This window comes from Vibrio echinoideorum (assembly GCF_024347455.1).
Classification (GTDB): domain Bacteria; phylum Pseudomonadota; class Gammaproteobacteria; order Enterobacterales; family Vibrionaceae; genus Vibrio; species Vibrio echinoideorum.
In genome coordinates, this window is the sequence record NZ_AP025483.1 from 376,217 (window position 1) to 390,722 (window position 14,506).

At 43.2% G+C, this 14,506-nt stretch carries 17 protein-coding genes; 10 read left to right on the forward strand and 7 right to left on the reverse strand.

What is annotated here, in order from left to right:
* Positions 1-19: 19 nt before the first annotated feature.
* Entirely contained in the window at positions 20-985 is a 966-nt protein-coding gene (locus OCV36_RS01805) for a calcium/sodium antiporter (protein WP_135458587.1), read from the reverse strand.
* Between the two features lie 264 nt (positions 986-1,249).
* Between OCV36_RS01805 and mlaF the strand changes: the two genes are divergently transcribed.
* The 8 genes from mlaF to OCV36_RS01845 all read left to right on the forward strand — a co-directional run bounded on the left by mlaF (position 1,250) and on the right by OCV36_RS01845 (position 6,747).
* Positions 1,250-2,044 carry a phospholipid ABC transporter ATP-binding protein MlaF gene (gene mlaF, locus OCV36_RS01810; RefSeq protein WP_017073436.1) on the forward strand — a complete coding sequence of 265 codons (795 nt, stop codon included), beginning with the start codon at positions 1,250-1,252 and terminating at the stop codon, positions 2,042-2,044.
* A 1-nt stretch (position 2,045) separates the two neighbouring features.
* Complete coding sequence (gene mlaE / locus OCV36_RS01815; protein ID WP_135458589.1) at positions 2,046-2,825, forward strand: lipid asymmetry maintenance ABC transporter permease subunit MlaE; 780 nt, start codon at positions 2,046-2,048, stop codon at positions 2,823-2,825.
* Between the two features lie 2 nt (positions 2,826-2,827).
* Positions 2,828-3,319 carry an outer membrane lipid asymmetry maintenance protein MlaD gene (gene mlaD / locus OCV36_RS01820; RefSeq protein WP_017073434.1) on the forward strand — a complete coding sequence of 164 codons (492 nt, stop codon included), beginning with the start codon at positions 2,828-2,830 and terminating at the stop codon, positions 3,317-3,319.
* A 76-nt stretch (positions 3,320-3,395) separates the two neighbouring features.
* Positions 3,396-4,019, forward strand: a complete 624-nt coding sequence (locus tag OCV36_RS01825) for an MlaC/ttg2D family ABC transporter substrate-binding protein (RefSeq protein WP_135458608.1) — start codon at positions 3,396-3,398, stop codon at positions 4,017-4,019.
* A complete protein-coding gene (locus tag OCV36_RS01830; protein WP_017073432.1) occupies positions 4,019-4,327 on the forward strand; it encodes an STAS domain-containing protein in 309 nt (102 codons plus the stop codon). Before OCV36_RS01825 ends, OCV36_RS01830 begins: the two co-directional genes overlap by 1 nt.
* Before the next feature lie 13 nt (positions 4,328-4,340).
* Entirely contained in the window at positions 4,341-4,595 is a 255-nt protein-coding gene (ibaG, locus tag OCV36_RS01835; RefSeq protein WP_017073431.1) for a BolA family iron metabolism protein IbaG, read from the forward strand.
* An 8-nt stretch (positions 4,596-4,603) separates the two neighbouring features.
* The gene (gene murA / locus OCV36_RS01840) at positions 4,604-5,869 is read left to right on the forward strand and encodes a UDP-N-acetylglucosamine 1-carboxyvinyltransferase (RefSeq protein ID WP_135458590.1); all 1,266 of its coding nucleotides are present in this window, start codon (positions 4,604-4,606) and stop codon (positions 5,867-5,869) included.
* A gap of 152 nt (positions 5,870-6,021) precedes the next feature.
* Positions 6,022-6,747, forward strand: a complete 726-nt coding sequence (locus tag OCV36_RS01845; RefSeq protein WP_135458592.1) for a 1-acylglycerol-3-phosphate O-acyltransferase — start codon at positions 6,022-6,024, stop codon at positions 6,745-6,747.
* 120 nt (positions 6,748-6,867) lie between these two features.
* Here OCV36_RS01845 and OCV36_RS01850 read toward each other — a convergent pair whose 3' ends face one another.
* The 5 genes from OCV36_RS01850 to arcA form a co-directional block, all read right to left on the reverse strand.
* A complete protein-coding gene (locus OCV36_RS01850; protein WP_004735319.1) occupies positions 6,868-7,257 on the reverse strand; it encodes a RidA family protein in 390 nt (129 codons plus the stop codon).
* Between the two features lie 136 nt (positions 7,258-7,393).
* Positions 7,394-7,855: an aspartate carbamoyltransferase regulatory subunit gene (gene pyrI / locus OCV36_RS01855; protein WP_017073428.1), complete on the reverse strand. Its 462-nt coding sequence runs from the start codon at positions 7,853-7,855 to the stop codon at positions 7,394-7,396.
* A 12-nt stretch (positions 7,856-7,867) separates the two neighbouring features.
* A complete protein-coding gene (pyrB, locus tag OCV36_RS01860) occupies positions 7,868-8,797 on the reverse strand; it encodes an aspartate carbamoyltransferase (protein ID WP_017073427.1) in 930 nt (309 codons plus the stop codon).
* A 267-nt stretch (positions 8,798-9,064) separates the two neighbouring features.
* Positions 9,065-10,069: an ornithine carbamoyltransferase gene (locus tag OCV36_RS01865; protein ID WP_135458594.1), complete on the reverse strand. Its 1,005-nt coding sequence runs from the start codon at positions 10,067-10,069 to the stop codon at positions 9,065-9,067.
* A gap of 157 nt (positions 10,070-10,226) precedes the next feature.
* Entirely contained in the window at positions 10,227-11,447 is a 1,221-nt protein-coding gene (gene arcA, locus OCV36_RS01870) for an arginine deiminase (RefSeq protein WP_017073425.1), read from the reverse strand.
* 577 nt (positions 11,448-12,024) lie between these two features.
* Here arcA and rraB point away from each other — a divergent pair.
* Positions 12,025-12,441, forward strand: coding sequence for a ribonuclease E inhibitor RraB (gene rraB, locus OCV36_RS01875; RefSeq protein WP_004735324.1), 417 nt, complete (start codon positions 12,025-12,027; stop codon positions 12,439-12,441).
* Between the two features lie 125 nt (positions 12,442-12,566).
* A complete protein-coding gene (locus OCV36_RS01880) occupies positions 12,567-13,364 on the forward strand; it encodes a glycosyl hydrolase 2 galactose-binding domain-containing protein (RefSeq protein ID WP_102553807.1) in 798 nt (265 codons plus the stop codon).
* Between the two features lie 86 nt (positions 13,365-13,450).
* On the opposite strand, the gene OCV36_RS01885 is transcribed toward OCV36_RS01880, so the two are convergent.
* Complete coding sequence (locus tag OCV36_RS01885) at positions 13,451-14,356, reverse strand: bifunctional helix-turn-helix transcriptional regulator/GNAT family N-acetyltransferase (RefSeq protein ID WP_135458596.1); 906 nt, start codon at positions 14,354-14,356, stop codon at positions 13,451-13,453.
* Between the last annotated feature and the right edge of the window lie 150 nt (positions 14,357-14,506).

The following is a 14,506-nucleotide window of genomic DNA, read 5'->3' on the forward strand; positions in this document are numbered from 1 at the left end:
GAGAAGTTAAATCAAAAAATTAAGCCGACATGTTCATTAGTAGATAACTTTGGTAGGCCACGAACGTCACAATTAAGACGCTGCCTTCAATTCGATTGACACTACGAGATTTTCCTAACGCCATTACCACAAGTAAAAGTGACACACCGAGCATTACCCAGAAGTCTCGCCCCATAGCAAACTCACTTAAGATTGAAGGGTTTAAGATGCCCGGAATACCCATAACAGCAAGAATGTTGAATACGTTTGAACCGATGATATTACCCACGGCCATGTCGTCTTCGCCCTTCATTACGCCTGCAAGTGATGCTGCAAGTTCAGGTAGGCTGGTGCCAACGGCAATGATAGTTAAACCAATTACAAGGTCGCTCATGCCAAAGAACTTCGCGATAACAACCGCGTTATCAACCAACACATTGGCAGCTATGGGCAAGATAATTAGACCAACCACCACCCACATTGCGGCTTTAGGGTTGCTTACGCCCTCTGGAACTTCAGATTCTTGGTCCTCAAGGAAGGCGTCACCGTTCTTTTTCTCACTGCGGCTGATTTGCAGCATGGCAAACAAGAAAGCGGCAAAAAGAACAAATAACAACACGCCTTCATAAAAGCCTAAGTGGTTATCCCATAACAGTGCGCCTGCTAATAGAGTGACACCTATCATTAATGGTAGTTCACGGCGAATCACGCCAGAGCTAATTGATAGCGGTTTGATAAGCGCTGTAATACCTAAGATCAGTGCGATGTTGGCGATGTTTGAACCGAGAACGTTACCTACAGCTGTATCTGTTTTTCCGTCAAGCGCGGCTGTTGCTGAAACCATCATTTCTGGGGCCGAAGAGCCCATTGCTAGAATCGTCATACCGATAACTAGTGGTGAGATACCGAAGTTGCGAGCAAGAGCAGCGGCACCATAGACCAGTTTATCTGCACTCCACACCAAAAAACCTAGACCGATAATGAGAAACGCAATCGCTTCAAGCATGATGATTCCTAAAAATTAATAAAAAACGGAGAATTAACCGCTAATTTTGACTTGTTGCTAGATAAAAGGGAAGTCACTCGACAAATTAATTCCCAGTTAGTAGTAAAGAAATGTAGCTAAATGAGGAATTTCTTAATGCTTTCAAATCCCTGCCATTGTTTTCTGTTTTTTATAATTAATTGAACAGTGCTTTTAATTCTAAAGTAGACTCATTATTATTGCAGCCATAATTGGCGTTTTTTAGAGCAAGGAAACAACAAGATCATGTTGAATACTGAGCTTGTAAAAGTTAAGAACCTAAGTTTCTCTCGAGGTGAACGAGTTATCTTTGATGACATCAGTTTAGAAGTACCTCAAGGAAAAATAACCGCAATCATGGGGCCATCAGGGATCGGTAAAACGACGTTGCTGCGCCTGATTGGCGGGCAATTACCGCCAGATAGCGGTGAAGTTTGGTTTGATGGGGACAATATCCCCGCATTATCACGTCGAAAGCTCTATCAAGCACGTAAAAAAATGAGCATGCTTTTCCAATCGGGTGCACTTTTTACGGATCTCAATGTGTTTGATAATGTGGCATTTCCGTTGCGAGAACACACCGAACTGAATGAAAAATTCATCCGTACTATCGTATTACTCAAGCTTGAAGCGGTCGGTTTACGAGGGGCAGCAGAATTAATGCCAAGCGAACTGTCTGGTGGTATGGCGAGACGAGCTGCGTTGGCTCGTGCGATAGCGTTAGACCCGGAACTGATAATGTACGACGAACCTTTTGTTGGCCAAGATCCAATTACCATGGGCGTCTTGGTTGAACTCATCCGAAACCTCAGTCAAGCTTTGGGCTTAACCTCGATTGTCGTATCGCATGATGTCCCTGAAGTGATGAGCATTGCTGATTGGGTTTACTTACTTGCAGATGGGAAGATCATTGCATCAGGTTCGCCTGATGAGTTGTACAACAATAGTGATCCGCGAGTACAACAATTTTTACAAGGCGACGCGGATGGCCCTGTACCATTTAGGTTTCCTGCGAAAAGTTTAGAAGAGGATTTGTTCTAATATGATAGCCAAAACTATTGCGGGTGTCGGTAAACGTACACTTGCGATCTGCGAGTCAGTTGGTCGAGCAAGCCTGATGTTGTTTGGGGCTCTGTTTGGTATTCCGAAACTAAAAAACTTCCCCTTATTAGTAAAACAACTCTATAGCGTTGGCGTTCAGTCATTGGCTATTATTTTGGTTTCGGGTCTATTTATTGGCATGGTGCTTAGCTTGCAGGGTTATGTCGTATTAATCGACTACGGAGCTGAAGGCAACCTTGGTCAAATGGTCGCACTTTCATTGTTACGTGAGTTGGGCCCTGTGGTCACTGCACTGTTATTTGCCGGACGGGCTGGTTCAGCTTTGACTGCTGAGATCGGCTTAATGAAAGCAACCGAACAGATTTCTAGTCTGGAGATGATGGCGGTAGACCCTCTTAAACGCATTATTGCGCCACGTCTTTGGGCGGGGCTTATCTCAATGCCTCTACTTGCTATGATCTTTATGGCGGTAGGGATTTGGGGTGGTCAGTTAGTTGGTGTTGATTGGAAGGGCATTGACCACGGTAGCTTTTGGTCTGCAATGCAGTCTTCAGTTGAGCTTGGTCGAGACATTGGTAACAGCATGATCAAATGCATGGTTTTCGCTATCACCGTAACTTGGATCGCACTTTTTAATGGCTATGATGCAGTACCGACCTCTGAAGGTATTAGTCAGGCAACCACACGCACAGTTGTGCACTCTTCTCTAGCGGTACTAGGGCTAGATTTTGTTCTTACCGCATTGATGTTTGGGAATTAATCATGCAACAAACTCGAAAATTAGAATTATGGGTCGGCACCTTTGTTATTGCCGGAATTTGCGCAATCTTAATCATGATCTTTCAAGTCGCTGACGTAAAAGGCTTAGGTTCAAACCATACTTACAACTTAAAAGCGACGTTCGACAACATTGGTAGCTTGAAAGTTCGCTCACCGGTGAAGGTTGGTGGCGTGGTTGTTGGCCGAGTTCAGAGCATTCAGCTTGATACGGAAAGTTACTTACCTGTTGTTAAACTGTCTATTGATGCGAAGTACTCACAATTTCCTGATACCTCTAGTGCTCAAATCTTAACGTCAGGCTTAATCGGTGAGCAGTACATCAGTTTGGTTCCAGGGTTCATTTTTGACGATGAAGAGATGTTGGTTGATGGTGACTCGATTGAAGACACCAAATCAGCACTAGTGCTAGAAGATTTGATCGGCCAAGTATTGTATAGCGTTGGCGGCTCTGATGATAAAGAAGCTAAGGAGTAGTCTCATGTTAAAGATTAATCTCATGTTAAAGGCCAAGAGCATGTTGGAGACTAGTCTGATATTGAAACGATGGTTCATGACAGCGGTTGTTTTACTGATGTCGACTCAAGCTTTTTCAGCAGAAACTATCGATCGTACTCAGCCTTATCAGATGATGACTCAGGTTGCTGAAGTTGCCTTTGACCGTTTAAAGAGTGAACAAAACAATATCCAAGAAGATCCGGAGTTGTTGAAGGTCATCGTGGAAGAAGAGTTGATGCCTTATGTAAATGCTCAATATGCGGCACTTAAGCTTCTAGGGCCAAACTTAAAGGGCGCGGACAGAAAAGACGTGCGTGTATTTATCGATGCATTCCGTAAATATCTCGTTTCTTCTTACGCTCAAGTGTTGACTCAATATACTGATCAGACTATTCAATTTGGCCCTGAGCAAAAGGTCAAACCGGATAGCCGTATCACCAGTATCAAAGTTGATATTATTGATACACCAAGACCAAATATTAAACTTGAGTTTAAGCTGCGCAAAGATAAGAAATCTGGCGAATGGAAGGCCTTTGATATGGTTGCTGAAGGTATTAGTCTACTATCAAGCAAGCAATCAGAGTGGAATACTAAGATTCGTCAAGAAGGTATCTTGACTGTTGCTGATGAACTAGAGAGACTCGCTACACAACCTATTCGTTTTGAGAGTAGTAAATAATGAGCCACTCTCAATGGCAAGAACTAAGCTCTAAAGAGTATCAACTTCTCGGGGATATAGACCGAGATAGCGTCCCTGCAATCTGGCGTATATTAGAAAAGTGGCAAACGACGGAATCGAGCGCTGAAATTGACCTTAGCCATATAAATAGAGTCGATTCAGCAGGAATGGTGATGCTAATTCACTTATTAGAGCATGCAAAAAATCAAAACTGTCATATAATGCTCAGTTTCGTGCCAGAACAATTACGAACGTTGTTCCAATTGAGCAATATCCAGCCAATGATGGCAGAACACATAAAAAATTAGGCAGGAGCTATTTGTGGACAGCACAAAAGTACAAGAATTATTAGCAGAGGCACTGAACCTTCAGGAAATTATCGTGAAGGGTGAAGGCAGTCATTACGAAGTTGTTGCGGTTGATGAATGCTTTGACGGCATGAGTCGAGTTAAGAAGCAGCAACTAATCTACGGCCCACTAGTGGAATACATTCAACGCAATGATATCCATGCTCTTTCTATTAAGGCTTTCACGCCGGAAGAGTGGGAACGTGATAAGAAACTGATGTCACTTTAAGGTTTATGATGGAAAAGTTTCGAGTTATTGGATCGGACAAACCGCTAAGCGGTGAAGTGACGATCTCAGGCGCAAAAAATGCAGCGCTACCTATCTTATTTGCTTCAATTCTTGCTGAAGAGCCAGTTGAAGTAAGTAATGTTCCTCACCTACGTGACATCGATACTACGATGGAACTGCTTAAGCGTTTAGGCGCAAAAGTATCGCGTAATGGTAGTGTTCACGTTGATGGCCGCGAAATCAACGAGTTCTGCGCACCGTATGATTTAGTGAAAACAATGCGTGCTTCTATCTGGGCTTTAGGTCCTCTAGTTGCTCGTTTTGGTGAAGGCCAAGTGTCACTTCCTGGTGGTTGTGCAATTGGTGCTCGACCTGTCGATTTACATATCCATGGCCTAGAACAGCTAGGTGCAACCATTGTATTGGAAGATGGTTATGTGAAGGCAAGTGTTGATGGTCGTCTGAAAGGCGCGCACATCGTGATGGATAAAGTAAGTGTGGGTGCCACCATTACTATCATGTGTGCAGCAACGCTAGCAGAAGGCACAACAGTATTAGACAACTCAGCGCGCGAGCCTGAAATTGTTGATACGGCTGAATTCTTAAACAAGCTAGGTGCTAAAATTTCTGGCGCAGGTACAGACACGATTACTATCGAAGGCGTCGAACGTCTTGGTGGTGGTCAACACTCTGTGGTTGCTGACCGCATTGAAACCGGTACTTTCCTTGTTGCTGCTGCTGTTTCTGGCGGTAAGGTAACTTGTCGTAATACTAACGCTCATCTTCTTGAAGCTGCTTTAGCGAAGCTTGAAGAAGCGGGTGCGAAAGTTGAAACTGGCGAAGACTGGATCAGTCTTGATATGACAGATCGTGAGTTGAAAGCGGTGAAAATCGTAACTGCACCTCACCCGGGTTTCCCAACGGACATGCAAGCGCAGTTTACCTTGCTTAATATGATGGCGAAGGGCAGTGGTGTTATCACTGAGACTATCTTTGAAAACCGCTTTATGCACATTCCTGAATTACAGCGAATGGGTGCAAAAGCAGAAATCGAAGGTAACACGGCTATCTGTGGTGAAACGGAAAAACTGAGTGGCGCTCAAGTAATGGCAACGGACCTTCGTGCATCTGCGAGCCTTGTTATTGCAGGCTGTATCGCTCAAGGTGAAACCATCGTTGACCGTATTTACCACATCGATCGTGGTTACGATAAGATTGAAGATAAGCTTTCAGCTTTAGGCGCAAACATTACACGATTTAGTGAGTCGAGCTAACTTAGGTTAGTGAGTTCATGAATCAGTAAGATGAAAACATAAAAGTCGGAACCTTGGTTTCGGCTTTTTTATAGTTGTATTTACCGCAAGTGAATCTATCGCCTATTTTAATGGGAATAGATGAATGAGCTTTGTGGTTGGTGAGGAACAAAATGATAGCAGTATTACGTATTTTCGCATTGGCGATATTTGCGATTCTTATGTTTGTATTTGGGTGTGGTTACTGTCTACTTAGTCCACGTAACCCGAAACACGTATTTACCTTTGGCCGCTATTTCGGTCGCATGTCGAAAATATTCGGAATGAAGTTAGAGCTTCGTATCCCGGAAGATGCCTACTCTCGTGGTCAACATGTTTATGTTGCGAACCATCAAAATAGCTGGGATCTATTCACGATTTCATCAGCGGTGACACCTAAGGTAGTGACTGTTGGTAAGAAAAGCCTAGTGTGGATGCCTCTTTTTGGTCAGCTTTACTGGTTGACAGGTAACATCCTCATTGATCGTGCTAACCGCAGTAAAGCAGTAGGTACGATTGATCAGGTAGTGACTAGCTTAAAAGAGAGCGATGTCTCAGTATGGATGTTCCCTGAGGGGACTCGTTCTCGTGGCCGTGGTCTGTTGCCATTTAAAACGGGTGCTTTCCATGCGGCAATTGGTGCTGGTTTACCGGTTATCCCAATCGTATGCAGCTCTACGGGTGGCGTGAAGCTGAACCGTTGGAACAATGGTCATGTGATTGTTGAAATGTTGCCACCAATTAGCACTGAAGGTTACGACAAGTCTAATGTTCGTCAACTCGCTAACCAAGCCCGTGAGCAAATGGCCGCTAAGCTTGAAGAATTAGACAAAGAAGTGGTTGAGCTTAATAAGAAATAATTTAAGCAAAACAACGAACAATAAAAAAGGTTGCCAAATGGGCAACCTTTTTTATATCTGATAAACGTTCAGCACTCCGCCATTTACTCGAAGCCGTTTGTTTATTCTAGAGCCTAAAACCTATTTGCGAACCGCAATAGCTTCGATCTCGATACCAACATCTTTTGGTAGACGAGCTACTTCAACACATGAACGTGCAGGGTAGTTTGCAACGCCGTGCTCATCAAAGAACTTACCGTAAACTTCGTTTACTGTGCCGAAGTCGTTTAGATCTTTAACGAATACCGTTAGTTTCACGATGTCTTTTACAGTCAGGCCAGAAGCTTCAACAACTGCTTGAACGTTGTCTAGAGATTGGCGAGCTTGCTCTGCGATATCAGCAGATACTTCACCAGTTGCTGGATTTACTGGGATTTGACCAGAAGTCAGTACCATATTGCCAAGGTCAACACCTTGTACGTATGGGCCGATTGCAGCTGGAGCAGATTCTGTGTGAAGTACTTTAGTCATTGGTTTATTCCATCAGTTATTAGATAAAAAGCAATTTTCAGTGTGCCTACAAACTTTGGATAGGTAAAGAGCAAAATACCCCGCACAAGCGAGGTATTTGATAGTTTTTTCATTCAAATGGTGTTGCCGTATGGCGTTATCTTTCAGTCACAATTTCGCGAGAGAATACTTTTTCGCAATACTTACACTTCAGTCGAATACTTTCTTTCTTTTCAAAAATTTTAAAGCTGCTTTCAACGGGCTCGTTGTGAGTAATGCAGTTGGTGTTTGGACATTCAAACACATCGTTGATTTGCTCTGGAAGTTCCAACGCCAACTTCTTAACCACTTCGTAATCTTCGATTTGATTAACGGTCGCGTGAGGCGCATACAGTGCCAGCTTGTTCGCTTGTTCTTCTGTGATAAACACATTCTCAATCTTAAGTAGATCTTTACCACCTAAAGCTGAGGACGGCAGGTTTAGGCCAATCGTAACTCGTTGATTAGAGTTATGCATGTCGAACAGTTTTAATACCTTAATCCCAATGTTTGCTGGGATATGGTCGATAACCGTTCCGTTTTTGATTGCTTCAACTTTTAATTGAGTCTCTTTAGACATGATATCTCTCCTCTACAGCGTTTCGTTAAGAACAAGGGCTAGCAATGCTTCACGCGCGTAAACACCGTTCTCTGCTTGCTGGAAGTAGTAAGCGTAAGGCGTTTTATCGACATCAATTGTAATTTCGTCAACGCGAGGCAGAGGATGTAGAACCTTTAGGTTATCACGTGCATTCTCCAGCATCGGAGCCGTCAAGATGTACGCTGATTTGATGTGCGCGTATTCCGATTCATCAAAACGTTCTTTCTGAACTCGAGTCATGTACAAAACATCCAGCTCAGGAATAACATCTTCCATGTCAGTGAACAGTTGATATTTGATGCCTGCTTCATCAAGCTCTTCACAAATGTAGTCAGGCATCGCCAGTGCTTCTGGAGCAACGAAGTAGAAACAGATGTTGTCGAATTTAGCTAGTGCTTGAGTTAGAGAGTGAACCGTTCGGCCATACTTAAGGTCGCCAACGAATGCAACATTGAGATTGTCTAAGCGGCCTTGTGTTTCAGCGATAGAGAATAGGTCTAACAGTGTTTGAGTTGGGTGTTGGTTTGCGCCGTCGCCCGCGTTAATAACAGGTACACCGTTAGAGAACTCAGAAGCCAGACGCGCTGCACCTTCTTGAGGGTGACGCATTACGTAAGCATCAACGTATGAAGAGATAACCTGTACTGAATCTGCCAACGTTTCGCCTTTCTTTGCCAGTGAAGTGTTACCACCGCTGTCGAAACCAATCACATCACCACCGATGCGCTGAATAGCAGTTTCAAAAGAGAGACGAGTTCGCGTTGAAGGTTCGAAGAAGCAGCTTGCAACAACTTTATTCTTGATGAGCTCTGGGTTTGGCTCAGCTTTTAGTTGACCTGCCGTTTGAACAATCAATTCTAGCTCTTCACGAGAAAGCTCTGGAATTGAGATGATGTGCTTTTGATAGAGCGAATTCGCCATGATCTTCTTCCCCACAATAATGTATTGGCCATAAAAAAGCCCCCCATAATGGGAGGCTTTAAAAAAGTGCTGAAAAGCAGAATAGACGACCTGGTAAGCATCTTAGCTTACGAGCAATATTAGGTGTTTTCACAATTTTATTATGTTTTATCACAACATTGCTTGGCGTCATTTTCACTACTCTCAGACAAATTGCCGAGAATTATACGCTTTCAATTTGTGAGCGCAAGCGATTACATCAAGCTTTTGTTTATGTTTGATTCTTCGTTATTGACCTAAGGTCGCAACCATTACCGCTTTGATGGTGTGCATGCGATTCTCAGCTTCATCAAACACAATTGAGTAGTCCGACTCAAACACTTCATCAGACACTTCCAAACCGTTCATGCCATATTTGTCTGCGACTTGTTGGCCGATCACGGTTTCATTGTTGTGGAAAGCGGGTAGGCAATGCATGAACTTCACTTGAGGGTTACCTGTGAGTTTAATGACATCCATATTTACTTGGTAAGGTGTCATGACTGCAACACGTTCGTCCCAAGCTTCCGGTGCTTCGCCCATAGAAACCCAAACGTCGGTATAAAGGAAATCACAATCTTTAACACCTTCGGCAACGTTTTCAGTCAGCGTGATTTTTGCTCCTGTGCTGTGCGCGATAGCTTGGCACTCTTCGACAAGCTGCTCTTCTGGCCAAAATGCTTTTGGCGCGACAAGGCGAATGTCCATGCCCATTTTCGCCGCACCCACTAACAGAGAATTACCCATGTTGTTACGTGCATCTCCTAGATAAGCAAAACTGATTTGATGCAGATGTTTACCGCGACCATGTTCGATCATAGTAAGGAAGTCAGCCAAGATCTGGGTTGGATGGAACTCATCGGTTAGGCCATTCCAAACCGGTACACCGGCATAAGCGCCTAGGTCTTCGACAATGCGTTGGCCAAACCCTCGGTATTCAATGCCATCGTACATACGACCTAATACACGCGCCGTATCTTTCATTGATTCTTTCTGACCAATCTGAGAACCAGAAGGGCCTAAATAAGAGACTTGAGCGCCTTGATCAAAAGCAGCTACCTCAAAGGCACATCGAGTTCGAGTTGATGCTTTTTCAAAGATCAAAGCGATGTTTTTACCGCTAAGCTTTTTCTGCTCTGTACCTGCATACTTAGCTTTTTTAAGGTCGGCAGACAGGTCGAGTAAAAACTGAATCTCTTTAGGAGTAAAGTCGAGAAGTTTTAGAAAGTTACGATTGCGAAGATTAAAGGCCATCTCTCGCTCCTTGCGTATATAGAATCAATGAAGAACTCAGTTAAACATAAAGATGCTGTATTTGTGAATATTTATTTTATTAATTTAATAAAAAAAGCCAGTACAATGGTACTGGCCTAGATAAGTTAGTGTGTTCGGCTTTATTGAGTTTTGTAGCTTAGATACCGTCTCTTTCGATAGGGCAGCTCATACAGCGAGCACCACCGCGACCACGACCTAGTTCGTTGCCTGGAATCGTCAGCACTTCGATACCGGCTTTGTCGTATTTTTCGTTGGTGTAAACATTACGCTCATAACCGATAACCGTTCCCGGCTTCACCGTCAGTACGTTGTTAGCGTCATTCCACTGTTCACGTTCTGCTTCGTAATTGTCACCACCAGTGGTTATGATCTTCAGTTGATCTAGCCCTAGTGCGCCTTCAATCGCTGAAAGGTAGTTGTCCGCTTTCTCTACTCGCATTTCGCCATTTTCTTTCGGCGTTAAGCGCCAGGTGTCTAAGTCCTTACGAACGATTTCTGGATAGACAGAGAAGGTATCAATATCCATATGTGTCATTACTGTATCTAGGTGCATACAAGAGCGGTGCTTTGGTAAATCAATAGCAATCACTTCTGTAGCTTGACCTGACTTAAATAAACTCGCCGCTAGGTTTTCTACACCTTGCGGTTTAGTGCGCTCTGAAATACCGATAAGAACAGCGCCTTTACCGATAACCAGTACATCGCCACCTTCAATATTCGCATTGTCATAGTGAAGATCTTCATCACCGAAATATTTGATGAAATCTTGGCCTGCGAATACAGGGTGCCAGCGGTATATTGCACGCAAGTGATTCGTTTCTCGTTGACGTGCAGGCATCATCATAGGGTTAAGAGAGACGCCGCCATAAACCCAGCACGAGGTGTCGCGAGTAAATAGGTGGTTGGGCAGTGGCTCGATAACGAAATCGAGCGGGCGATGCATCTTCGGTAACATTGAGGAAGATTGAATAGGAAGTTCAGAGTAGGCTAAACCACCAAGTAGGATGCTTGCTAAATGCTCATTATCCATTTGAGCAAGGTATTCTCTCAAGTCACGAGCAAACGTTGGGCCATAACGGAAATCAGAGATTTGAGTATTGAGTAACCACTCACGAGCTTGAGTAACCGTTAATGTCTCAACCAGTAGGTCATGCAGCAATAACACTTCAACGTCTTGGTTACGAAGTGTTGTCGCAAAGGCATCGTGTTCTTCGCCTGCCGCTTCTACTGCAAGTACATCATCAAAGAGTAGCTCATGACAGTTAGAAGGGGTGAGGTGGGTGAGTGCCCTTTCAGGCCTATTTAGGAGAACTCGTCTTAATTGACCGACTTCGGAGCCAACGTACAGCTTACTCATTTTGCATCCTTACTATTAATCCAGCGTCTATTTATGACAAGCTTGTTCGTAATATGCAAGTTTTGAAACTTGTGTAAAGGTTGTGTTATTTCTCAATTCTTGGTTCTTAATGCTGATTAATTGAAAATTAGTGATATTAAAATCCAATCGAAAGGCGGAGTTCTGGAACAAACTTTTTGCGATTCTATGCTCAAATTTCAGTACTTCTATAATCTACTTTGCTTGATGAACATGATTTTTCATTCAAAATTTATGCAATTATCTACTTATAAGTGAGATCTTATGCACCAATGAAGTAATCGTCAGTATGCATTTGATATGACTAACCACTCAGTTTTGGAGAAGTAAGACGAAAAGTAACAATAAAAATGAAATGCTAAAACAGACGACGGTTAATAATATGTTGGAAATTTGTTTCTGTGATTTTGATTTCACTTTTTAATTGATATTCCTTCTGTTATTTGGCGATAAACTTCCTTTTCTATGCTTGATCTTGGTGGCTTTTCTAGACGATCCATGCCATATTTCGTGGCAATCAAATTTGATCTTTTCATAGTCAACACTCTGGAGCAGACACATGTCTCACGAAGATGAATATCTATCAGTAGCGGAATTAATTGAATTTCAAAAAGGAGAGACTCGCGACATCATTGAAGCACTAATCGAAGATGGTAGCGATCCTGAAGCTCTATACGATATCGAGCATCACCTTTTTGCTGAAGATTTCGCAGTACTTGAGAAAGCCGTTGTTGAAGCATTCAAAATGGGCTTTGAAGTGCTTGAAGCTGAAGAGACAGAAGACGAAGATGGCAACAAGTTACTTTGTTGTGATGCAACGATGCAGTGTACTCTGAATGCAGAAGCGATTGATGAGCAAGTTGAGAAGCTTGTAAATCTTGCAGAGAAGTTTGACATTATCTACGACGGCTGGGGCACTTACTACGAAGGTGAAGATGCTATCTACCCAGACGAAGATGACGAAGACGAAGAGTAATTTCTTCCCAGTTTTAAAGAATGCCAGCCTTGAGCTGGCATTTTTTTATCCTCAGAAAAATAAATGTCTTTATATGCATTCATTCATTATAATGCGGTCAAAATTGATCTAGCTCAAGGAATGCTATGCGATTACCTCTCGATGGTCTTTGGCAAATATCGCCACTAACGGATCTCTCTATTCCACAAGATGACATTACCTTTCCGGCTCCGTTAAGTTCAAAGCTTCCTGATAGCTTGAGTGAAAGCGAAATCGCAGAGCAAGAGTGGCACCTGATGCATGACATCGAAGTGGATGATGCGATGTTGGCGTGCCCGTTTGTTGAGTTAGTGATGGCAGGTGTTGATTACTTTGCTGAAGTTCGACTCAATGGTGTGGCTGTGTTTGACTGTGATGGTAGCGAAGCCGAATATCGCAAAGACATCCGCCCTTATATGCAGCTTGGTCGAAATCGTTTTGAGATCCTTTTCCTTGAAGAAGAGGAGAGCTTATTGCTTGAAGAGGATATGGATGAGTCAGTCTCTTCACCGGCTTTCGCTAAATCGGATTCTCGTATCGGAATCTGGCAAGCGCCATATCTGCAGTTCGTTCGTCACGTCAAGCTTGAGCAAGTTGTGACAGAGCAGATCTGGCACCACGGTGGTGGCTGTGAGTTTAAAGTGGATGTTATTTATCAGACACTAAAAGCAGGGCTAGTCTCTGCATCAATCAAATTCAACGGTATGACACTAGTTATGCCAATCGATGTGCGCGCGGAACATACTGGTGTTGTGTTTCAAGTTGAGGCCCCGATCCTTTTTGATCTTGATAACCCCAACCCTAAGCATTTATATCAATTAGAAGTTGAGCTCGATGGGCAAAAAGAGAGCTCTTTTGTTGCTTTGAATCCAGCCTCTTGTGTGAGTAACTTTTTACGTAACTAGCGGTGATTCAATTATCTAGTTACGTAATTAACCTGTTTGTTTCTCGCTTGATTAACTTCCAACGCTAACCCCATTTTTAAAACACATCATAGCGTTTTGGCCATGACAACCTCACAAGCGTCATGGCCTGTTTCTCCCCAGGCTGAATCAAGGTGTTCAAAGCCCAATTTTTCGTAAAGTTTAACGGCAGCATTAAGACATTCGGTTGTTTCTAAATACATATGTTGATAACCCAGTTCCTTAGCTTTCTCCATCGACATATTAACCAACTTTTTCGCTAAGCCTTTGCCTCTGGTTTCTGGCAAGAAGTACATTTTTTGCAGTTCACAGACTTCTGGCATCGCTGCTAATGGTGCAAACCCACCACCACCGACAACCTTTCCATCAAGTTCAATTACCCAATACCGAGATCTTTCATTGTTATAAACGCTGAACATGTCTTCTAAGGTGGGGTCAGCCACACCATAACCTTTATCTTCGGTTAGCCCGTTTTCATAAGAGACTTGGCGAATCACATTGGCCACTACGGTGTTGTCCTGTTGCTGTAGAGGGCGAACTACTACATCGATTGAAGCGTGGCTTTGTTGCAGTGCTTTAAGGTAGAGCTCGATTCCTCCAGAAACTTGTTGAGTATCCGCTTCCGTTAAACGCTCAAGTACCGAGTCATAAAACTGATTCTGCTGACTGTGAAGTTTGGCAAGAGTGTTTATCCCTTGTTCTGTTACTGAAGCAACAACACTGCGCTTATCGTTGGGGTGTGGGGAGGTTTGAATTAACGAGTTCTTCGCTAGATTGTTGACTGCTCTACTGGCGTTGGATTTATCAATATTGAGCTTATCCGCTAATTGATTCACGGTTAATGGCTGCTGCTCTAGTTCGATAAGTGTATGAGCTTGAATCGGAGGTAGGGCAATATCACCACAATCTTTGTCTAGCATTCCAAGTTGTCGAACGAGTTGACGTGATAATTCTCTAAGTTGTGCTGAAGTCATGCTGCCTCTTAATATGGTTGCGATGTACAACTATAATTTAATTGCGCGCCGCAACCATGTCAACAGGATTATTGTAAGTAGGGGGAATAAATTAGAGATCAAAGGGTTAGTGTTGATAGTTTGCTCTCTTTTTATATTAATTATCAATTG